The 22,156-nt window shown below is 33.5% G+C and carries 27 protein-coding genes; all 27 read right to left on the bottom strand.

What is annotated here, in order from left to right; genetic code table 11:
* Nucleotides 1–4: 4 nt before the first annotated feature.
* The 27 genes from LL038_RS03030 to LL038_RS02900 all read right to left on the bottom strand — a co-directional run bounded on the left by LL038_RS03030 (nt 5) and on the right by LL038_RS02900 (nt 22,114).
* Nucleotides 5–334 carry a hypothetical protein gene (locus LL038_RS03030; protein ID WP_216122420.1) on the bottom strand — a complete coding sequence of 110 codons (330 nt, stop codon included), beginning with the start codon at nt 332–334 and terminating at the stop codon, nt 5–7.
* A gap of 11 nt (nt 335–345) precedes the next feature.
* Nucleotides 346–1,431: a hypothetical protein gene (locus LL038_RS03025; RefSeq protein ID WP_216122418.1), complete on the bottom strand. Its 1,086-nt coding sequence runs from the start codon at nt 1,429–1,431 to the stop codon at nt 346–348.
* The gene (locus tag LL038_RS03020; RefSeq protein WP_216122417.1) at nt 1,421–1,831 is read right to left on the bottom strand and encodes a hypothetical protein; all 411 of its coding nucleotides are present in this window, start codon (nt 1,829–1,831) and stop codon (nt 1,421–1,423) included. Before LL038_RS03020 ends, LL038_RS03025 begins: the two co-directional genes overlap by 11 nt.
* A gap of 12 nt (nt 1,832–1,843) precedes the next feature.
* Nucleotides 1,844–3,934, bottom strand: a complete 2,091-nt coding sequence (locus LL038_RS03015) for a phage tail tape measure protein (RefSeq protein ID WP_216122414.1) — start codon at nt 3,932–3,934, stop codon at nt 1,844–1,846.
* Nucleotides 3,935–3,979: 45 nt separating this feature from the next.
* A complete protein-coding gene (locus LL038_RS03010) occupies nt 3,980–4,306 on the bottom strand; it encodes a hypothetical protein (protein WP_216122412.1) in 327 nt (108 codons plus the stop codon).
* 27 nt (nt 4,307–4,333) lie between these two features.
* Nucleotides 4,334–4,567 (bottom strand): hypothetical protein, encoded by a 234-nt coding sequence (locus LL038_RS03005; RefSeq protein ID WP_216122410.1) that lies wholly within the window; start codon nt 4,565–4,567, stop codon nt 4,334–4,336.
* Nucleotides 4,521–4,952 (bottom strand): esterase, encoded by a 432-nt coding sequence (locus tag LL038_RS03000; RefSeq protein WP_216122549.1) that lies wholly within the window; start codon nt 4,950–4,952, stop codon nt 4,521–4,523. The genes LL038_RS03005 and LL038_RS03000 overlap by 47 nt, the downstream gene beginning before the upstream one ends.
* Before the next feature lie 110 nt (nt 4,953–5,062).
* Complete coding sequence (locus tag LL038_RS02995) at nt 5,063–5,950, bottom strand: Ig-like domain-containing protein (RefSeq protein WP_216122408.1); 888 nt, start codon at nt 5,948–5,950, stop codon at nt 5,063–5,065.
* 1 nt (nt 5,951) lies between these two features.
* Entirely contained in the window at nt 5,952–6,377 is a 426-nt protein-coding gene (locus LL038_RS02990) for a hypothetical protein (protein WP_216122406.1), read from the bottom strand.
* 7 nt (nt 6,378–6,384) lie between these two features.
* On the bottom strand, nt 6,385–6,729 hold the full coding sequence (locus tag LL038_RS02985) for a hypothetical protein (protein ID WP_216122404.1): 345 nt from the start codon (nt 6,727–6,729) through the stop codon (nt 6,385–6,387).
* Between the two features lie 4 nt (nt 6,730–6,733).
* Nucleotides 6,734–7,099, bottom strand: a complete 366-nt coding sequence (locus tag LL038_RS02980; RefSeq protein WP_216122402.1) for a hypothetical protein — start codon at nt 7,097–7,099, stop codon at nt 6,734–6,736.
* Nucleotides 7,100–7,390: a hypothetical protein gene (locus tag LL038_RS02975; RefSeq protein WP_152752661.1), complete on the bottom strand. Its 291-nt coding sequence runs from the start codon at nt 7,388–7,390 to the stop codon at nt 7,100–7,102.
* 2 nt (nt 7,391–7,392) lie between these two features.
* Nucleotides 7,393–7,626 (bottom strand): hypothetical protein, encoded by a 234-nt coding sequence (locus LL038_RS02970; protein WP_253200239.1) that lies wholly within the window; start codon nt 7,624–7,626, stop codon nt 7,393–7,395.
* A gap of 56 nt (nt 7,627–7,682) precedes the next feature.
* Entirely contained in the window at nt 7,683–8,711 is a 1,029-nt protein-coding gene (locus LL038_RS02965; protein WP_216122400.1) for a major capsid protein, read from the bottom strand.
* An 18-nt stretch (nt 8,712–8,729) separates the two neighbouring features.
* The gene (locus LL038_RS02960) at nt 8,730–9,068 is read right to left on the bottom strand and encodes a hypothetical protein (protein ID WP_253200238.1); all 339 of its coding nucleotides are present in this window, start codon (nt 9,066–9,068) and stop codon (nt 8,730–8,732) included.
* 11 nt (nt 9,069–9,079) lie between these two features.
* On the bottom strand, nt 9,080–9,721 hold the full coding sequence (locus tag LL038_RS02955) for a phage scaffolding protein (RefSeq protein ID WP_216122398.1): 642 nt from the start codon (nt 9,719–9,721) through the stop codon (nt 9,080–9,082).
* 46 nt (nt 9,722–9,767) lie between these two features.
* Entirely contained in the window at nt 9,768–10,067 is a 300-nt protein-coding gene (locus LL038_RS02950) for a hypothetical protein (protein ID WP_216122396.1), read from the bottom strand.
* A gap of 49 nt (nt 10,068–10,116) precedes the next feature.
* Nucleotides 10,117–11,052, bottom strand: a complete 936-nt coding sequence (locus tag LL038_RS02945) for a hypothetical protein (protein ID WP_216122394.1) — start codon at nt 11,050–11,052, stop codon at nt 10,117–10,119.
* A gap of 25 nt (nt 11,053–11,077) precedes the next feature.
* The gene (locus LL038_RS02940; RefSeq protein ID WP_216122392.1) at nt 11,078–12,535 is read right to left on the bottom strand and encodes a phage portal protein; all 1,458 of its coding nucleotides are present in this window, start codon (nt 12,533–12,535) and stop codon (nt 11,078–11,080) included.
* Nucleotides 12,535–14,355 (bottom strand): hypothetical protein, encoded by a 1,821-nt coding sequence (locus tag LL038_RS02935; RefSeq protein WP_375293004.1) that lies wholly within the window; start codon nt 14,353–14,355, stop codon nt 12,535–12,537. Before LL038_RS02935 ends, LL038_RS02940 begins: the two co-directional genes overlap by 1 nt.
* Nucleotides 14,356–14,617: 262 nt before the next feature.
* Nucleotides 14,618–15,178: a recombinase family protein gene (locus LL038_RS02930; RefSeq protein WP_216122390.1), complete on the bottom strand. Its 561-nt coding sequence runs from the start codon at nt 15,176–15,178 to the stop codon at nt 14,618–14,620.
* A gap of 176 nt (nt 15,179–15,354) precedes the next feature.
* Complete coding sequence (locus LL038_RS02925; protein WP_216122389.1) at nt 15,355–15,747, bottom strand: hypothetical protein; 393 nt, start codon at nt 15,745–15,747, stop codon at nt 15,355–15,357.
* 244 nt (nt 15,748–15,991) lie between these two features.
* Nucleotides 15,992–16,498 carry a hypothetical protein gene (locus tag LL038_RS02920; RefSeq protein ID WP_216122387.1) on the bottom strand — a complete coding sequence of 169 codons (507 nt, stop codon included), beginning with the start codon at nt 16,496–16,498 and terminating at the stop codon, nt 15,992–15,994.
* A 15-nt stretch (nt 16,499–16,513) separates the two neighbouring features.
* On the bottom strand, nt 16,514–17,887 hold the full coding sequence (locus LL038_RS02915) for a DEAD/DEAH box helicase (RefSeq protein ID WP_216122384.1): 1,374 nt from the start codon (nt 17,885–17,887) through the stop codon (nt 16,514–16,516).
* Nucleotides 17,868–18,164 (bottom strand): VRR-NUC domain-containing protein, encoded by a 297-nt coding sequence (locus LL038_RS02910; RefSeq protein WP_216122382.1) that lies wholly within the window; start codon nt 18,162–18,164, stop codon nt 17,868–17,870. Before LL038_RS02910 ends, LL038_RS02915 begins: the two co-directional genes overlap by 20 nt.
* A 277-nt stretch (nt 18,165–18,441) precedes the next feature.
* The gene (locus LL038_RS02905) at nt 18,442–20,874 is read right to left on the bottom strand and encodes a VapE domain-containing protein (RefSeq protein WP_375293003.1); all 2,433 of its coding nucleotides are present in this window, start codon (nt 20,872–20,874) and stop codon (nt 18,442–18,444) included.
* A gap of 118 nt (nt 20,875–20,992) precedes the next feature.
* The gene (locus LL038_RS02900) at nt 20,993–22,114 is read right to left on the bottom strand and encodes a GTP pyrophosphokinase (RefSeq protein WP_216122378.1); all 1,122 of its coding nucleotides are present in this window, start codon (nt 22,112–22,114) and stop codon (nt 20,993–20,995) included.
* Between the last annotated feature and the right edge of the window lie 42 nt (nt 22,115–22,156).

The following is a 22,156-nucleotide window of genomic DNA, read 5'->3' as shown; positions in this document are numbered from 1 at the left end:
TACTTTATACATATTTTATTTTTTCAACTCTGTTATCCATGTCTTTAAATAACTCTACCGTTTTAGAGCTTTTGTCTGGATAGGTTGTTTTTATTTGAAATACCTTGCCATTAACATCCCTAATTAATGCCTCTGACCACTCTGATTCTGTACCTTCTGCATATAGTACACTAATTACTTTTTTAGCTTCATTTCTAACAAGTCGGCAAGGATATTCGGGTAATTCTACTTTAGATTTATTAGCATCATCTTCAACAGTTATTTTTGTATTTCTTTTTTTATCATATCTTTTTATTATATATTCTACTGGCTCTCTAAAATTAATATTTGCCATATCCTTACCCCCTAATTTTTAATAATATAGTCGCCACCTACTGGTAATGGCTCTATCCATTTATCAGCAACCAAAATTTCTAGTTCTAGTGTATCTTGCCAAATTCCATCCTGTATACTTGTATCTATTCCATTTACCATTGCCCACGCCTGTACTTTAGATTGATTCAAAACAATTCTTGTGATATCTCCAACATCTCGTGTTAAATTGCCATCTATGGTAGTTATTCCAAACTTTTTACTGTGCCTTAATTTATCCCTAAAATACTTTAAAGCTACATTTCTTTTTTTCTGTAAAGTATTTGCCAAATCCTCATCTATCACATCTAAATATATCTCTCCATTTGCATGCTGAACGAGGTAAGGGCACTCAAAGGCTTGTACATCAGTATCATTTGCTTTTACAATTAGTTTGTTTCTTATGTCATTTTCATTCCTGTCATATTCACCAGCACTGATAAAATCTACACTTTCAAGTTTATACTTTATAGTTGGAAGTCCATCATATGCGGGAAAGGCTTTAACGATATCCACGCTACCATCTCTATTACAATTAAACCTTGCATACATGATATCAAAAAATTTATTTAGTACATCTATATACATATTGTTATATTCTACTTTTATTTTTTTTACATCATAGTCGGCTACTTCATCCGAAAACTTAATATCACTTATTCCGGCATGATTAAATAGATTTATTATTATTTGTTTTGCGGTAGTATTTTCATAAGTTAAACACGGTGTAGCATCTATTGTTCTAAATATTTTATATAACATGTCCTCTGCTCTAAAGTAATAAGTGTTATTATCTTCATCATATTTATATTCTTTAAGTACACCGATAAAGGCTATTTCATCATCTATATACACTTTAACTTGATTATGATTATCATAGAAACCTAATCCAGTAAAGTTTACTATATCAGTTAAATTCTTATCTCTAGCGGTATTATCTATAAGGCAACTACAAGTGCCTAGTTCAAAAATTCTACGGCTAATATTCACATTCATTATTTCATCATTTCTCAAGATTTTTGGGGTTGGATAATACCCACCTGTTATTGTTTTTTCATATAATTCTATTCTAATTTCCATTTGTATCGCATCCCGTCACATCATGTCCGCATAACATCTCTAAAGCTATGTAATAAATATCGCCCTCAATCGGCGAATCTATTTCATAAGTGCCTACAAGCTTACCTCTGTAAAGTGTGTCTAATTCATCCTTAAAATAAAAATATTCATTGTACTTGCTTCTAAATTTTTTAAAGTTATTAATATCTTCTACTGTATTTATATCAAATACAATAGAAAATTTAATTTGTGTATCTGCCTTTATGCCCTCTTGAAAATGTGTGTAACCTAGTAATACCTTATTGCCTTTATTGTTAAGCACAGGGCAAGGAGGCTTGTAATTGGCTATTGTCCCTAATACTTCTGTACCTTTTGTTTTATCTGTATTGCTAAAATACATTTTTGGCTCGTTGTATACCAATTAGTCCACCTCCTAAAAACTTTTAATTGCATCGTTCATGAACATTTCAACCATAGAATTTTTCATAGATGCCTGAGTCTGTGATTTAAATTCACTGGCGATAGCGTTAGCACCTTCTTGCGTCGCATTCGATATAGTAACATACATCTTTATATTTGGACTATAGGTGAGTTGCTTGGTGCTTTTATCACTATTATTACTTATGTTACCAATACCACCTCTACCACCAACGGGTCCAGTTAAATCAGTGCTATTAAGTCCGCTAAAATCGGGCCTTACATTTCCTAGACCTTTTATTTTATTTCCTAGTCCTTTGAATTTAGCAGTTATGGCACCGTCTTGCCCGTCTAAGCCACCAATTAAACCTTCCCCAATAAATCCACCATACTCACCAAACACTCGACTAGGGGAATTGATACCTAGCAGCTTTTTAAATGTATCCTTTATTTTATTGCCTAAAAAACTTATCGCTTTTAAAATATTAGGGATACCATGCATTAGACCATACATCAATCCATCAATAACATATCCACCGAATTTCTTAGCCTTTTCACCCCATTTAGTAAAAAATGGTCCTATCTTATCCCAATGTTTCATTATTAGCAATGGAATTCCAATAACCGGTACGAATGCAGCTAACATGTCTACTCCCCATTTTTTGAAAAAGCTGCTAATCTTTCCAAGAGTTTTAGTGAAAAATGCCGATAACCCATCCCAATGCTTTCTCACTTCATATACAATCAATCCTAATCCAGCTATTATGCCAACTGCGATTAAAACGGGCGGACTAATTAAAGCTGGGAGCATAGTAAATACTTTTGCTGCACTTGAGATCCCGTTAAAAACACTCATTACTGTTCTAGTGCTAGTTATAAGCTTAGCGAAAACTATCATAATTGGCCCGATTGCCGCCACCAATACCGCACTTTTAACTATGAATGATTGTATTGGTTTTGGTAAACCACTAAATTTATTAGTTAGATCTGCTATAAACCCCGCTATTTTTTTAATAGAAGGGGCCAAAACATCTCCAATTCTTATAGCTGCTGTTTCTAAACTACCTTTCATGGCTTCAATACTGCCTTTTAGGTTATCTTGCATAGTATCAGCCATTTTTTTACTAGCGCCATCACAATTTTTAAGGCTACTTGATAATTGATTAAATTTACCAGGCCCTTGGTCTACTAACGTAAGCATTCCTGACATTGCTTCTTTTCCAAAAAGTGTTTGCATTGTTGATGCTTTTTGTTGGCTTGTAAGTCCTTTAGTTTTATCTTGTAATTGTTGTATTACTTTTCCTAAAGGTAACATTTTTCCATGAGCATCAAAGAAGTTCATACCTAGCTCGCCCATTACTTTTGATGCTTTTTTTGTTGGTGCAGCTAAGTTAGTCAACGCACTTCTAAGTGTTGTACCCGCTTGGCTTCCTTTAATTCCAGAATTGCTTAATAGTCCTATTGCTGCACTAGTATCTTCTAAACTTACGCCCAGTGATTTTGCTACTGGTGCTATATATTTCATTGCTTCGCCTGTATCCGTAATTCCCGCATTAGTATCACCCGCAACTTTTGCAAGTACATCCGCAACATGTGAAGTTTTATCGGCTTCGAGCCCAAATCCTCTAAGAGAACTACTAGCGATATCGGCAGCGGTTGCAATATCAACTCCACCTGCAGCTGCTAAAGATAACATTCCTGGCATGGCAGTCATTATTTCAGTATTTTTAAATCCTGCTGAGGCTAAATTCTCCATTCCATTTGCTGCTTCACTAGCACTAAAATTCGTGTCAGCGCCTAGCTTAATCGCTTGTTCTCTTAATTTATCAAAGTCTTCTCCTGTTGCTCCACTAATTGCCTTAACCTTAGACATTTGAGCTTCAAAATCCATACTAGCTTTGCTTGCTGCTACACCTATGCCAACTAAAGGTGCAGTTACTCCAAGTGCCATACCTTTTCCTACACTTGTCATTGCATTCCCCAATGATTGCACTCCGCCACCACTCGCAAAGCTTCGCATTTCTGCTCCAGCACTAGCTAACCCATTGCGAAATGGGCTTCTATCTAGTGTTAAGTAGGCAACTGCTGATCCCACATTTACCCCCATATATTTTCACCTCCCATTTTAGAGGAATAAAAAAGGAACATATCTCTATGCTCCATAAATTTTCTTATACATGCCTGAAATTTCTAAATTCCTTTCGTGCAATTTGTTCTGTGAATTTATTAATTCTTTAAGCTCTTCATTATTTGCTGACACTTTAGTAGCTTTTTTACGAATATTATCTATTTCAATTAAATTATTATTAAATTCTTTATCCTTATATACAACTATAAATTTATGCTTGCATTTAGGACATTTAAAATAAGTTCTTTCAACTTCTTCGCCTACTTTTTCTGTTTTTAGTATGCTTGGCTTTAATTTAAATTTATTCTTACATTCGTCACAATCCACTATCTGATGTTTAACAGTTGCCATTGTATCACCTCATTAAAAAATAGCACCCTAATTAATTGCTTTAGAGTTCTTCATCATCCATTCAATTGTATTTTTATTATCATCATTTTCTTCATGTTTTTTAGATTCTTCCCAATTAGGAGCTTTAGGTTTTTCTTGACTTAGTTCATTTAAAATATAAGTACAAGCTTCATCAAAACAAAAGGCTTCATAATCGTTTTTAAGCCCTATGATACTACTCGGTGACTTGTGATATTGCTTTGCCATTATCAGTATCGACATTATCCTCTGACTCTTCACGAAACGGTTCTATTTCCTTTATACCTTCTTGTGTGTAGTTGAAAATTGCAACTATCTGCTCATCTGTAAATTCTAAGCCTGCACTATCTAAGTCTTTAATAGATGGCTCTACAAGTGCATTTTCAGCCATTATAAACATTACCTTAGTCATTTCTTTTAAATCTACACCCTTACTTGATTTCTTGCCGTAGAATAGCTCCTCTGCTGCGCTCAATAGAGTATTAGGTATTACACCCTTTCTTACTAAATTTAAAAGAGACACTCTCTTAACTTTTGCATTAAAAGGTATCTCTTTCTTAAATCTTGGTAATTCCAATATATCAGCCTCAGCCATTTGTTTTAATTGTTCTAAATTTGTTACTTCCATTTTCTCACTCCTATATTTTTGTTTTATTATTGAAGCAAATTTAGCAGTTGGTCTGCCATCTTCCAATGCCCACTGTTCATTATCCATAATATCTTCTCCCAGACCTATTTCTATATAGTTGTAAATTCTACTAAAATAGCAGTAGTTGTACCACTTGCATCCAATAAATTAACTGCCTTAGCTTCAGCTACATAAATAACACCAGCTTCTATACTAGTCGGTATAAATGTTACTATCTTTTTAGTAGAATCTATGGTTACATTGCCAGTTACTACAGTGCTATCAGATTTCTTTTTAACTACAAAATTAGTGGCAGTTACATCATCTTGATTTATAGCTTTTACAAATGTCCACTTAACATTACTACCAATAGTAACTCCAACATCTGTGTTGCCACCTGTAACTGTTTCACCCTCTACCTTCATATCTCCAGTTCCGCTCGGCGGTGGAGTTACTGGGTCTACACGACCTGTAGGTAACTGCTTAAGAAACTTTATGTAAACAGGTTTCTCACCTTTTTTAGGTCTACTGTGGCTTTCAAAGTCTGGCACGTAGAATTTACCATCCTCAAATTTAAATTCTACTGGCTTACCCTTGTTGTGTTTAAAAGCAAACTGCACATACTGTAAAGTTGCACTGTCATAGTCCTTTTCTTCGCTATACAGATTTAAAGTGAATGGATGTCTTTCTGTAACTATCCCAACTTCTGGTCCCTCATAGCCATCTGCTGTAATTATACCTCCATCAACTATTGCCATAAGTTCTGTCGGGAATGTATTGTTTGTAAGTTTTATATCATATCCAATACAAATGTCCTCTGTACGGTTCATAGCAATTATCCTGTTTTTTACTCTTAAAATATCTTCCTTACCTGCAGACAAATCAGGTTTAACATCCGCTTTGTCTGCTGTGTCGAAAATATAAGTTTTTTGTGTAACTTCGTCTATTATTTCGGCTAACACAATATTTGCAATAGGCATGCCTTCAAGTTCTGACATTTTATCTCCTCCTCAATGTTTTTAATGCTTGGTATTCTATAGATGATGTATATCCTTCAACTTCATCATCTATTATGCTGGGTGTCTCTACTCCAGTAGGTCTGAGTTCCTTCATTTCTTTTAGATCTTGTTTAATGTTTTCTGCATAAAATTCCATATCGGAATAATTGGTTAAAGGGCAGTATAATATAACATCAAACACCTTAAACCCTAACTTATTTCCACCATCTTGCCCATGAATTCCATTTTCTTTTATTACCACGTAAGTGGCTTCACATTTATCTCTTTTTTGTCCAGGAGAATATACTTCATATCTTTTTTTCTCTAAATGAAGAAATATCTTCTGCCACAAAGTTTGTGGTATCGCATTTTCTATATCTTCCTGATCCAGTTCTTTACCTACAATTTTATAATTAAAGGTAGCCACTATTGCATCACCTCAATAAATTATTTAGGCCTCTTAAAATTTCTGGTGAAAGCTTGTCTACAGTGGGTTTAAGCACTGCGTATTTTTTATCATTACAAAGTTCAAGATAAGGCGAATACACCATATTTCCACATACGTACACTCGACATTGGTCGCCTTGCCATTCCTTTCCGCCTTTAATGTTCTTGCGTGCTAACCCTGAACGATCTATCCATGTTGCACTTTTCTTAGCCTCTGCCTCGAGTTTTTTACCTGCAGTATCTGCATACAAGCCGATTGCAGCTTTGCTTTTTAATTCAAATACTGCTAACCCTTCTAATATACCTTTTATGTCTATATTAAACCCACTCATAATTTCAACTCCTATCTAACTGCATATCATAAATGATATTTTCTGCATTTCCAGTATCTATTATCTTGTATTTGGTTTCAGATAATGTGAAATAATCATCTTTTTTAATCTTTTTAGATTCTTCATTATAGATAACTAGCACTCTTTCGCTATAGTTAGAATTTAATGTAGCACTCTCTGTTGCACTGATATTTATTCTAGTTTCTTTTCTATAATAAAACCCTTTTACAGTGCACACATATAAATCATTCTGCTTTTCCTTGTAGGCATTTTTCCCAATTCTCAATATTTTAATTTCTTTTAATAAACCCTTTTTATCAAGTTGCTTATATAGTTTTTCACTTATTTTTGCTCTATTTATTCCAGCCATTTAGCAGCCATCAACTCTTTTCATGCTGGTTATGTATCCATTACCAGCTGCAGCTACAACATTAAAAGTTTCTGCTAAAGTTAACCAATATTCCCTATTGGAGCTAAGTTTTATTCCAGCAACTTCAAGCTTATCATCTGCGGCCGCTTTCAATATACAACCCTGGTGACTAGCCTTCTTAATATCACCGTCATTGGATTCCAATAATAGTTCAAGTTCATCATTTTCAAAATACGGATATTCTCGTTCCTGAAGGTTAAATTTCAAGAAGTCTATTGGTAGCCTATCCATAATTATTCACCTTCTTTAGGGGAAAGTACATCCGCTCCTAGTTCTTCAGGTGTATCATTTAGGTCTTCTTTGAGCATCTCTTTCCCTGGCCCAATCAATCCCTTTTCACCCATTTCTTCTAGGTCATCTTCATTAACTTGGAATTCATCACCTATTTTGTAGCAGTTTTTATTATATTTTAAATACACTAGAGCTTTAACGTTTATCATTTTAGCCTCTTCTATTTTTTTAGCCATTAAAATCAATCCTTTCTTTTCAAAATTAAAAGAGCAACCACATGGGAGGCTCTAAATTATACTACTGTAGCAAAGAAACACTCATCTGCTCTTTCAAAACTTGGCATACCTAGTTGGCTGACCTTTGTTTGAACAGTTACTGGGTCTTCTTTTTTCATTGTCATTACAGCTATTCCAGTTCTTACTACCTCGCAGTTAGTACCAGCTCCAAACATTTTATCGGCTTCCTCGGGAGTTGTTCCATAGTAAGTCTTACCCAAATTACCATCTGGAAGCAATGACACTTTATTGTTTTGGAAGTAAGGTTGCTCTGTTTCATCTTCCAGCTTATATGATCCGGATACTATTGCTACTGATAAATCAACTTTATTTTTTAGATAACTCATTACCATTGCATCTGTCATTATTACTCTTCCATCTTTGTCTATGTCTAGTTTGATAGCTTTGTTAAGAGCAATATAGCCAAAAGTTTTAGAAGACAATATCATTCTAGTAGGTACTGAATAACCATCATCTCTTAATGTTTTTTTCCATCTTTCAATATCACCTACAATATCTGCATCTGGATTGTCCCATTTAGCAGTTCCGGTAAGGACTTCCTTGTGATTGCTAGGTACTCCAAAATCAAATACAATATCACCATCATCTGAAATTATACTAATAGTACCATCAGTGACTAATTGCATCCTCATTCTTTCCATTTGCATATCTCCACCATCAACTAGCGCTAAATAGTTATCATATATTTTTGATACTATCATGTCTATAATAGATTTGTTTTGAGCCTGCATAGCTAATAATAACTGTTGTCTATCAGCTTCGTTTATCAAAACTGATTCCTTGAAAAATGGCATTTGTTTAGTGATTTCATCTACTTGTGCCTTTAACGCTCTAATTTTTACAGCTACGTCAAAGGTGCTTTGCTTAAGCACTACAGCCTTTTGTTTAGCCCCCTTAATATATTTCAGTTCCATTCCTAATTGCTTTGTGCGTGGGAATAAGCTTTCCCCTATAAGCATTTGTGGTGGCAGCTCCCTAATATAAGTTGCTATTTCTTTTACGTTTATAATGTCTCTCCAATCCATTGTAATTCCTCCTTTTTATTATAAAAATTTAATCATACTTAGTGCTGACTTAACTAGATCAGTTGGTGCAATTGGAAGTGCTGCGGTTTTAATAAATCCGAATATAGTTACTGGAATGTTCTCAGTGCCATTTGATAATGTAAAATCAACATCTCTGTAAACTAACCCAAAGGCAGTCCCATCAGCTACGATTTTGCCAGTATTATCTACAACACTTCCAGCCTTTAATATTCTTTTACCAGCTACCTCTAAAACATCTGTTTTCTTTACTTTGATGGAAGTGTTCTGAAATAGCTCACCCGCAAATTGCAGAATAGTTTTATTTTCACCCATGTAAGTTTGTTTAGTTTCTAACATTATTTTTCCTCCTATTTAAAAAATGTATTTTGTGATTCTGTTGCTTTTACAGCCTCGGCCTTTTCTTTTGCAAGTCTTGAACCTAGTCCACCCTCTTGTCCTTCTGTTCCCCCTAATGTCCCTGCTACACCACCTCCTAAACTGCCTGTTCCTCCTAAATTTTCTTCTGAAAATAAATAAGGATCAGATTCTTTTAACAATTTAACCTGGTCTTCTAATCCCAAGAAAGCCTCTCCATCTAATTTTACTTTCTCCATATCCAGTAAAGCTTTTAGTGCTTTTGAGTTTTTAGGTTTATAAGTTCCTAAAGCTTTTTCAAATTTACCATCAAAATTTATTTGAGTTAATTTTGCTTCATACTCCGTACTAGCCTTTAAATTAGCTGTTTTTAAATTTTCGATTTCTGTAGTCAGCTCCGAATTATCTTTAACCTTACCTTGTAAATGCAATAGATCCTTATCCCTCTTTGCTACATCTTTCTTATATTGAGTTACACTATTATTAGCAGCATCCAAGATAGTTTTATCTACGTATTTAGGCTCCTTGATTGAATTCACAAGCAGGTGGTTTTCTTTATCTGCTTGTATTTTATCAAAGGCAGTTTGCCCCTCTGCATCCCCTAAAATTTTTTTTAAATATTCCAATAATCCCATAATTACTTTTCCTCCTTAATTTTAAACAAAATAAAAAGCCTTATTTCTAAGACTTATTAAAAGCACAATTTATATTAAACATATCTTTGTAAAGATTCTTTTTTAGTTGTTCTGCTATTTCTTCCATGCTAGTATTAATAGCCCCATATTCGCCCATATTAATTGTTATTGGGGTATGTTTTCTAGCAAATGCTTGTGCCGTTGGCATTGTATTTGATAATCCAATACTACCTGTAATAAGCTGCGATCTTCCAGCTATAGCACAAGCCACCATTCTTTTATCATCGCAGTTATCTCTGTGTTCACATTTTTTACATTTATCATGTAACTTACTTAGTATCATCATTCTCACCCACCTTTTAGACGAAATAAAAAGCCTTATTTCTAAAGCTTACTTAAATAAATTCACTGCCATATTCTCTATACCAACCATCCAACTTGGTATTATTCCCACCATTAACCCAGCTATTCAGTTCTGTTCCTATATCTTCCATGGATTTTTCAACAACAGGAGTAAAATAGCATACTCCCATGGGATGATCGAGTGGGAGGTCATCAGCTTTATATATCTTTTTATCTCTGCTTTTACACAGCCCACATGTCCCTCTATGACTGTTAGATATATTCCACTGGATTCCTTCCACAAATGGATTAGCTTTACATGACCTTTGCAAACTTAATTGATAAGCATGGGATATAGAAGTAATTGCAAGCCTGAGGCTATTGTATTCTATCTTTTTATTACCAACACCAGGATATATCTTTTTAAAATCCCAACTTTTTCTTACCTCTGGGTTAACAAAATCGGCTAGATCATTCGCTAAGCCATAGGTACTTTTCTTTTCGGCTATGCCTTTCTCAATTATATAATCAAAATCTGCATTAGCTTTGCCATTATGGGCCCACAATCTCTGGGATAGTCCTCTCCCATCTTTATAAAACCCACCATTAGTTAACTCTGCTAGTGCATCTTTAGGCATATTGGAAAACATACTTGAAAAACTTTCTTTATTATTAAAACTATATTTTATACCTAGCATATTGAAAAAATCCAATTGAATCGAACTAGCACCTTCAGCACTTTTCAGCATCGAATTTTCTATGTCCGGTTTTAAAATCTTATTTAATTCTTTTATGTCTGATTTTAATTGCTTCCCATAATCTTTAAGCCAGCGTTGATTTAAACTTCCTTTACTTGCACTTCTGGCTCTTTTGCTTAAGTCTTTTGCAACATCTTTATATAAATCTCTAATTTGCTTTATGCTATCTTTTGTTATTTCTATTCTTTTCTTTTGTGCCGCTGCAACTAATTTTAAATATTCATTATTCATTTTAATTACCTCTTAAGGATGGAATTTATAATTGCACCATCTGCCCTTGTTCTGCATTTACAATGGTAGTTATATCCTCTGCTATTTCTTGTATTATGCTCTCAGTATCTTCTTCATCGGTAAAGTCTTTTATATAACTTCTGTGACTTCTAACATTAGAGTTTACTTCTTCCATTGCAATTCTGTGTTTATCATCTTCGTCCTCGGGGACAGGATAATTTTTTCTAATTACTATATTATATAGGAGGTCATTCCACGTTCCATCCCAATCGTCATAGCACTTAAACTGTCCACTGGCTTCAACTATAAGCCTTATCATGCTTCTAATAGTAGGTTCCCAATCGTGCCATTTTTCATCGCAACGAGAAACGAGCTCAGAATAAACAAACTTTAAAGTTTTGGCGGATGGAATATTTGTTAATTGTTCCGGTTTTGGAATGCTTAATTTTTCATACATAGAATCTTCTAATCTTTTAATAAAATTTTCAGCCGCCGCTGCATTTTGAAAAGTACTTTCGATTTTCTTTGCATCTGCTGTTTTACCGCTTAGAGAAACTAGAGCCAGTAAAGAGTTAGGTGCTATTTTAGCTTTATTAACACTGTCTTCCGTAGCATCTTTTATTATATTTAATCCAAACATATCAAACCTAATTGCATCTGCTGAGTCTGAAGTTCTTCTATTAATTTGATTCTGTAGTGGTATTAAATCCTTTATGTCACTAATTCCGCTTGGATCACTAAGACATTGTTCGTTTGTAATAACCCAACAAGGAATTTTTCGGAGTCCGGTATTTTGTTCTGTTGAACTTATAAGCTTATCTAAATTGTCTCCGTTAAAAGTTTCAGTTTTCAGGTAGCAACTAGATTCTTCACCTTTTTTATTTGACATAAAATAAGTGTATCTATTCCATATTTGTTTTGATTCCTCTACATTTATAGTTGATGCATCTTGCTTTACGATTATTGCTTTATTTAATTTAATGCTATCATTGGCACTTAGCTCATAACTAAAATCATTGAAATCATGATAATATAATTTTATAGGTTGTCCAGGATTAGCCTCTAGTCTCAACATTACCCTTTTAGTTACAGTTGCAAGTCTAAAGGCCTTTAAAGTATCGCTCCAAAACCTATTTGCTTTAAGTATTGCATCTATATATTGCCTTAACTTTTCACAAGATTCTTTATTCTCTTTATTGAATGGTTTTAATAATAAATTAGGAGATTCGCCAAACATAAAGCGCGCTTGTTTTCCTATAAGGGGTTTAACCTTATTATCTATAACCTGCGAGGGAACGTAATCTAAATCATCTGTGTTAATCCAGCTTTGACCTAACAAATCATTATCTAATACTGCGGCTTCTTTATTTTCTTCTTCACACTCACCGCGATAAAATAATAAATCTTTCAATATTTTCTTTTTTTCTTTTTTTTCTTTAATGCTTAAGCCTAATAATTTTTCTCTTGTATCTCTTGGATTCATCAGAATACCCTCCTTCCCTTTCTTTCATATTTTGCTAGTATATTCTGTTTAAGTCCCATACCTTTGTTATAAACTTCATCCTTATATTTTGCATTTATATATTCTATTTCATCTATTCTATTGGCTACTTCAGCAACAACATCTGGGAAATCATCATATAAACTATGTTCGCACCCAGAAAACTCTTTTATTTGTTCAATTGCCTCAACATCCTCTTCATTGAAAATTATCTGGCCCATATTCACTTTCGCAACTATGGTGTTGATTTTATCATCTTTATTTCTAGTCTGAGGGAAATTGACGATTTCAATGAATCGACTGCTTAATTTAACATCATTTTTTATTAATTCCTCAAAACGAACACAATCTGCGCCACCATATGTATTTTTTTCCACCCCTAAATGAGTTATATCCGGGTATTTTTTTAACAACATGATAGTATGATTTATGTAATCCTCATACTCTCTATTTTTTTCAAACTTGAAAACCTCACCTTTTCTAATATATTTAAGACTATTTTCACACACACTACAAACAGCAAAAGCAAAATAATCCTTGTTTTTTGTTTTGGTTTTAGTTTTCGTACCTGAAGGATCTACGCAAAGCATAGTTTTTATAAATTCATGACTTTCAATTATTCCTGCTGATTCTGTAGCAATAGTTTTGAATTTCTTTTCTCCTATGGAATCTACATCGCCCTGGACTTCTTGTTTAAAAGAAGTTGGGTTTTCGTAGTAACTTAGGGCCATATCTAAACAATCCCAAAATTCAGCCCATAGCATTGGATATTGCATTGCATCAATATTGGACCAATAGAATTCTTTAGCATCCTCTAAATGACTTTCATTTTTAAAATTAAATAACACTATCTTAAATTTAAGCCATAAACCAGTGTTAAAGTAATAATCAAGTCCATTAACATTTTGACCTTTTTCATTTATAAAATCATCAATCAGAACACCTCTGTCATTTTTAAACTTCCACGTGGGCTGTTTAATTAGCCTAGAATAAAAACACTCTTTATGTTGAAGAGTTCCTAGAGCTATGAGAGTTGTACCTTTTTTAACGATTTTGCCATTACGTCTTACCGCTTTTTGTACTGCAAATTTAACATCATTGGAATACCTGGTCCACTTTTTAATTCTAGCTTCATCAGTCCTGCAGTCATCTATACTTTGAAAATCATCTAAAATTATTAAGTCAGGTCTACAATTATCATATTTTCTACCACGCATACTTGAATTAGAAGATATAGCCTCTATGTAAGTCTTGTTTGTAAATTCAAGCTGAGTTGTATTACATACATATCTCTTATCCTTGTCATCAAGTAATTTACCAAACGCCTTATATATATAATCATTATTCAAAAATGTATTTTTTATATCCTTAACAAATTTTTCAGCAGTAGACCCTATATCGGAACATATCAGTGTGTATTTCTTAAATCCATAAGAATGACCCCACATAGAAGTGGCAAATGTTCCAAATGCAGATTTACCAGTTCCCCTGGGTTCTATTCTACCAATCTGATCTTCTCCATTTCCTATAATGGACTCTTGTATTTCTTTCCATATATCTCTATGCACTTGTGCTATAGGAGCCGCTGCATTATCTTCCTTGGGTAAAAATACATCTTGCAAGAAATACATACAAAAAAACTCTAACGATCTTTTACCTACACTCCATGCTAATCCATGAAAATCAAATAAATGGTCGTTATGTTGTTTCATTAATTCAGCTGCTTTTTTAGGACTAAATATTTTTTTCAGGTGAGTATATAATAACTTTCTATTCTGTTTTGCTTCATCCAAAACACTCACCTCTTATTAATAGTTTTCTATCATCGTTTTAAAAAAACAGGTTTAACCCGTTTGTTTTCTTTTATATTTAAATAAGACACCACTCTTGTTTGAGCAATGTCTTATGGGAAGGGCACCTTGTTTTGAAGATCAAAAAAATGTTGGGGAAAATATATAGCCAACCTCACCATTTAAAAATCTTTTTCAAATAAAGGGTGGTGGGGGTGTTTTAAATTGTATGGAAGCTCACACTCTAACTTATTTAATAAAAAAGAAGAAGGTATTATCCCTCTTCATACTGCTTCACTAATTTATAGAATGTAGTTCGCTTTAATCCTAACATGTCCATTGCTTCATTCCCTTGTAACTTTCTATTCTTGTACTTAGTATATACATCATCCCAATTACTTGGGTACTCAATGACCTTCCTGCCTTTATAGACTCCATTATCTTTTGCTATTGCTATACCTTCACGTTGTCGTTCTAACATGTTCTCTCTTTCGAATGTATTAATAGCACCTATCATTGTTAGCATTAGTTTACCAGTTGCTGTTGAAGTGTCTATTGCTTCTTTACTGCTAACCAAATGAATACCCTTTGCTTGAAGTTGCTCTACTATATCCAATAGATCTTTAGTACTCCTTGCTAACCTATCAAGTGAATGTATATATACCGTATCACCTTTCCTTGCGAACTTAATTACTTCTTGTAACTTAGGTCTATTGGTATCCTTAGCACTGACCTTCTCAATAAACCATTCATCTATATCATACTTCTTTAATCCCTCTATCTGCCTTGCTTCATTCTGATCAACCGTTGATACTCTCACATATGCTACATTCATATACTACACACTCCTTTAACTTCTTAATATATAGTATATCAATTTGTTCGTTTGGCGTCAATAACTTACGCGAATATATATCCGTTAATTACATAATTGATTCTATACGAATAGAATCAATGTATATATACCTATTCAATTAGACTATGCCTTAAATGAACTATATATTCAAAAGCTTATTCAGTATCAAACTCTTCTATCTCTTTGTCCAATACATCAACAGTCACGTTGTCCTTGGTGTCTCTGCCATCATCTATGCTTATCTTAGTTGTATTAGGCATAGTCTTGTTTAACAGAGCGAGCCTAGCATCTAACTCAATCTTCCTGTTGGTAGTACTATCAGCCAGGTCTATTAGAGCTTGGGCATTCTTAGGGGCGTAGGCGGTGATTATCTGTATCGTAGAGAATATAAACTCCTGTTGACACCTGCTTACCTCAGCCTTAAATTCTTCTAATTCTATCCATTTATAAATGGTATTCCTAGTAACACCCGCTATCCTTGCCATATCAGTAATATTTCCACCCATTACCTTTGACTCTATTGCTTTAATTTGTCTTTCATCTAACATCTAATCACCTCCTACTTAGTAAACACTCCAAATAAAAATAGTACCAGCTGTTCACTAGTACTCTTGCTTATCATATATCACTATTTTTATTTCATTGTGACCATATTTTTCTGGTCTAATATAAAGAAAAAACACCGACAATTCATTAAAGAATTTCCCGATGCTTTGCAATTACACTTTTTAATAGTATCATTTTAACACACTTCAATTAACATGTAAATAACATCTTTTTAACATGTTTTTATCACAGTGCATCTACCCCAAATAAATACACTCCCAAGGCTTGTATCATCTCGTTCTTCCACCTTCTAATAGTCATCTCTGCACAGCTTAATTCAACCGCTATTTTGTCAAATGGTACATTTTGCAAGTAATACATTTCGATTACTTCATACTTATTTAGCTGATTTTTCTCAATACACTCTTCTTGTAAAGACTTTAATGCTGCCTTAATATGACTCACCATGATCATCGTTCTGAACTTGCTTCGTCTTATCGATAATATAAAAAGTTTATCATTCGATTCTATACTTTCACATGAATTCTCATCCTCTTCATCAAGATCTATATAGTCCAAATTATCAACTGCATTCTTATAATGTTTTGAAAGACTATTGTAATTAATCAAAAGCAATTTAGTATTATGAAATATTTTAGTCTTTGAACCTTCCTTTTGCTTTACATCAAACTCCTTAATTGCTTCCGTTACCGCTTTTTTTATTACTTCATCAAAGTTTGCAGAATATCTCATAATTTTAGCCCCCTCTTACTCTGTTATTTCTATATTTTTTATTCTTGCTTTTACTGCTTCAAGTAATGCACTCTGATTTATTTCTTTATTACCTAGTGCCCTCATAACATCTTCATCAACAGTATTTTTACATACTATATGATGAACTATTACTGATTTCTTTTGCCCTTGTCTATGAAGTCTTGCATTAGCTTGTTGATATAACTCTAAGCTCCAAGTAAGTCCAAACCATATTATGATATTTCCACCATATTGAAGATTAAGTCCATGACCTGCAGATGCCGGATGAACTAAAAGTATTGGAATTTCTGCATTATTCCATTTTTTTATATCACTTGATTCTTTTAAACCAACTGCTTTTAATTTCTTAGCTTTTAAATATCTAACTATCCTATCAAAATCATGTTTGAAGCTATAGAATATTAATACTGGTTTACCATTGGCTGCTTCTATAAGATCTAGTAACACTTTTAATTTTTCTTCATGAATTTCTACTACTGATTTATCTTCAGAATATATTGCACCATTTGACATTTGTAATAATTTATTTGTAAGTACTGCTGCATTAGCTGCTGTAATATCATTTTCTTCAAGCTCTATTACTAAATCCTTTTCTAGTTTTTTATATTTGATTTTTACATCCTCAGGTAAATTAACATTTATAATATTATCTACTCTTTCAGGAATATTTAAATAATCTTTTGACATCATAGATATGCATATATCCCCTATCTTTTGATGAATTGCATCTTCTCCACCATCTTTTAATTTCCAATCATAAACTATATAACCATTCATTCTTCCAGGTCTAAAATATTGTTGCTTAAACCCTGATATTGTTTTTCCTAATCTTTCACCGCCATCAAGTAAATACAATTGTGGCCATAAATCAATTAAACTGTTAGGTGCTGGTGTTCCTGTAAGTCCTACTAATCTTTTAAAATAAGGTCTTACTTTTTTTAGAGATCTAAATCTAATTGCTTTAGCTGATTTAAAAGAACTCAACTCATCTATAACCACCATATCGAATGGCCACTTATCAAAATATTCTTTAACTAACCATTCTACACTTTCTCTATTAGTGACATAGATGTCTGCGGGTTTATTCATTGCTCTTATTCTTTCTTTTGGTTTACCTAAGACCTTGGATATTCTTAAGTGACTAAGATGATCCCATTTTTCTATCTCAGTGCTCCAAGTATCTTCTGCAACTCTTAATGGTGCAATAACTAAAACTTTATCTACATCACCCAGAAACAACAACTCATCTATCGCGGTTAATGTTGTTACAGTTTTTCCAAGTCCCATATCAAGGAAGAGGCCTGAAGCTTCATGATCCATAATGTGTGTTATCGCATATTGCTGATATTCATGAGGTACAAATTGCATACCCTCTCACCTCTTCTATAAGTTTAATTATCAATTCAACTGAATCTATACACCTAACATCAAATCCTAAATTTCTATATTCCTTTGCTCTGTATCTTTGCATTGGACTTTCTTTTTTACCTGGTGCTTTTAGTTCTACAAATATCATCTTTCCATGTGGTAAAAGGACAATCCTATCTGGTACTCCTGTCACTCCTGGACTAACAAACTTTAATGCTTTTCCGCCTATTTTCTCTATTTCTTTTATAAGTCTTTTTTCAATTCTTGTTTCTCTCATTTTAATCATCTTCCTTTTTTTAGGTGTGACAGTGTGAACAGGTTTTCCTTACGCACACGTATTTACGTGATTAGGCGCAGGTGCTCTCGCGTGTATATGCCTAAATTAATAAATACTACTATATAAGTAATACCTGTTCACGTTGTTCACACTAACCCCTAAACCTTTGATGTTACTAACTTTATAGTGTGAACAAGTGTGTGAACAACCCTAAATTCTTTGTTCACGCTGTTCACATTAGTAAAAACTGTAAATTCAAACTTGTTCACGCATAAATTCATACCTGTTCACGCGTAAATGCTCTTTGTGTACCATATATTTTACCAAATCTTAATCTACCCTCATGACTTTTCCAGCCATAGAGGCCCTTAAGAATATCAGTAATTTCTCTAGAGGTCATATAAGAAAGTTGCTTAGGATCACCACTGAAAAGCTCACACCAAATCTCCATAACGCACGTCTTTTCCCGTACTATATTTCCCTCAGGTTGGTCACCAAAATCAGACCCTTGGATGTAATTCCTCTTATCTATGATACCTAAGTCATACCAATCAGCAGTAATAGGTTTATTTAGATATTCTTCAATTAGACCAGCCTTTGCACTTTCTTCACTATGTGAGTCTTGTTGCACAGCTGCTTCTTTTTCCTCCTCCTTAGTCAAATGCAGTGGCTCTTTATTCTTCCATAGCTCCACGGCCTCAGCCCATATTTGGTCAATCTCATAATTAGTCATATCTTCCCACACATTCTTAGTATGTGGTACCACACCAACATCTACTGGCCAAAATCTTCTATTACCAGTCTTGTCTCTTAAGAACTCATTATCATTAGTTGTACCAATAAATACACACTGACGTGGAAATCTGCTTGTCCTTCTCCCATATGCAACTCTGTATATATCCTCTGTCTTAGATAAGAAATGTTTGGTGGCTTCAATATCTGCTTTCTTTGTAGCCATCATCTCACCCATTTCTATCATCCATACACCTTGTAATTGCTCATATGCTTCTTTACCTTGAACTGTTGTCAAACTATCTGAGTACCATTCCTTACCTAACTTTTTAATTAGTGTACTTTTTCCTATTCCCTGAGGGCCACTTAGTACTGGCATGTTATCAAACTTAATACCTGGAACAAATACTCTTGCTACTGCAGCAACTATTATTTTTCTTGTTACTGTTCTTACATATAATTTATCTTCGGCACCAAGGTAATCTATAAATAAAGTATCTATTCTTTTTGCACCATCCCAGTTAAGAGAATTCAGATAATCCTTAATTGGATGAAATGCATGTTTTTCAAAACTTAGTGCTAATGCATCTGCGCATTTTGCTGTTGAACTTATCCCATAATACTTCTCTACAAACTCTCTAAGTCCACTATCATCAATATCAGACCAATCACTTTTATTATCCTTGTTTCTCCATGGAAGCTTACTAGTTACTACCGCCCTATTAGAAAATTCATTGTAAGCTATTTTATTTTTAAGAAGAGGTTCATTCTCTATTGTTACTAAGAAATTACTTATAGTGCTTTTTAATTTTCCCTGAGGTGTATATGTTAATTCGTTCACCCATTCAGTATTAATTTCCTCATCAGACTCAACTACCCCAAAATCCTCTTGAGACTTCTCCATACGCTCTTTACCTAAAGTCTGCATTACTTTATCGTTACTACTCGCAAACTCTGTCATACGGGTAAATGAAGGTAATCTATTAACTGGTGTATCTTCCTTAGCATCATCATCCAGGTGCCCGAACTTATGGATTCTTACTAAATCAAATGCATTACATAATATCCCGCTTGTAGGATCCGTCCCATGATGGCTAAAACTGAACTTATCATCATAAACCACAACTCCACCAGTGGTACTTCCATCTGTAAATGTATATCTTGTATCATCAGCACCTGCAGTATATATTTCATTCAGGAACTCACCTATTGCTTCACTGATACTAAAGGTCCTACAAAATGCACCTATAACACCTTTTTTTTCAAGTGGGTCCTCTTGTCTTTTAATATCACTTGTAATCTTTGCTCTAGCTCTTGAACTCTCAGGCCAATAACTTACATCTTGCCATCCAAATGCATATCTAGCTAGTACCTCATCAGGATTTAACCATGCTAAATCTTGAACTTTAAATATATATTCACCATCACTTGAAGTGCTTGGCCAATACATTAATCTTGAAGGTTCATAGGTCGTATCATCAAACTGATCTATTCCTAAATCATCTGCAACCATTCTACTTATTGCTTGATATTCATCAGGTAATACTGGTCTACTAAGAGGAATAACTAATCTTAGTCTTTGGTTATCCGGTGCATGTGTATGAGTTGAATACATTGCACATCCAAAATCCCATAACATTTCTATACTGGACCACACATCACCATTAACATAATCTAAATCTAAGGATAAAACTGTTCTATTCGCAACATTCTCAGCTTTCCTACGACCATTCTTGAGTGATCCACCGACGAAGCCTCCAACATCTTTAATATTATCTCTATCAGTCTTTGGCATTTTCTTATATTCAGCATAAGTCTCAGGAGTTCTTGTCGTAGTACTTAGCTTTTCAATTAATGCTGAGTAAAGCATATTCTTGTTTTTCCAATGGATCTCTTTTTTATTTTTACCTGTAGCCAGTGATACAGATCCATCATATTTAATTCTTATAATTTTCTTATCCTCTGTTACATATTCCAAAATATCACCCCCTTTCCTACATATATTGTTATTTGATATTCTTCCTGGAATACACATAAAAATACCGTAAAATTCAGTTTTGAATTTTACGGTATTTAAGTTAGTTATTTAATTAAATTTATGCGTTATAACCTGAGCTATACAAATTATTTTCTGGTAGATAGTCTCCTATTATAATTCCTGCATCTCTTAATTTTGTCAGTACTTCATTCCACCTTTCGATCCAATAATCACTGTCTTTCGGGGCCATTTTACTGTAAGGATGCCTTTTAATGAAAATTTCACCCATGCCAGCTATAATCAGATCATCAAGTACATCTATTTGTGATTTATAATCCCAAGATAATAATTTATGGATTTTGTCACAATCGTAATTTTTTATACAATTATTTACTTGCTCTAAGTACTTAAACCCCATTTCTATTAATAAGGAGGCCTCTACCTCATAATTTAAATCATCATCTTTCTTAATTTTATTCCCCCCCAGTTTCTTATCTAAATATACTCCTAAAGAATCCTTCGTAATTTCAATACCTTGAAACTTACCTGAATTTACTGATACTCTTGATACTTTCTTCAGTGTCTCATTATCATTTTGTATTGATTCAAATTCTCTATCTGCAATTTCTAATAGCCCAGAAAGAGCCATAAAACGTCTTTTTATATCTGCTGGTATAACCGTTACAGACTTATACTCAATATCATGTTCTATTTCAGCCCATGCATGTTGCAATATTGTACGCACTTGTACCTCAGCAATCATACCATTAAATTCCTTATATTCTGACAGATTTCCCCTAGATATTGTAAGCTTTATTAAGTAATGTACACTTTTATATCCTAGTTTTTCATTTTTTTCTAAAATCTCCGATTTATCACTCCTTTCTAGTATAATAAATTCGTCAGCTAAAACTTGATTTACCTCACTTATTGTTATTGGGAAAAATGTAATTATCCTTACTGCGGTTAAATCAGTTATTTCCTTAATTGGATTAACGTACTTTGGTACATTTGGGTTATCTTTTGTAGCCTTACATGCTTTTTCAGCAAAACTTTCAATTGATTTTGCTCTAGATTCAATTGAATGGTATTTAATATTTTTATCCTCAAGGCACTTTTTTAAAATTGTTTGAATTGTATCGCTAAATGCAACATGAGATTGCCTAATTTTCGTAAATTCTGCAATTGCATTTTTCCGATGCAATTCGAAGTCGAATATTCCAATAGATAATTTATCCATAGTTTCCCCCTTTATGTTTATCAAATAGTATTATATGATAAT

Source organism: Clostridium estertheticum, assembly GCF_026650985.1.
Taxonomy (GTDB): domain Bacteria; phylum Bacillota; class Clostridia; order Clostridiales; family Clostridiaceae; genus Clostridium_AD; species Clostridium_AD estertheticum_C.
This window is presented reverse-complemented; position numbering and strand designations above follow the sequence as displayed.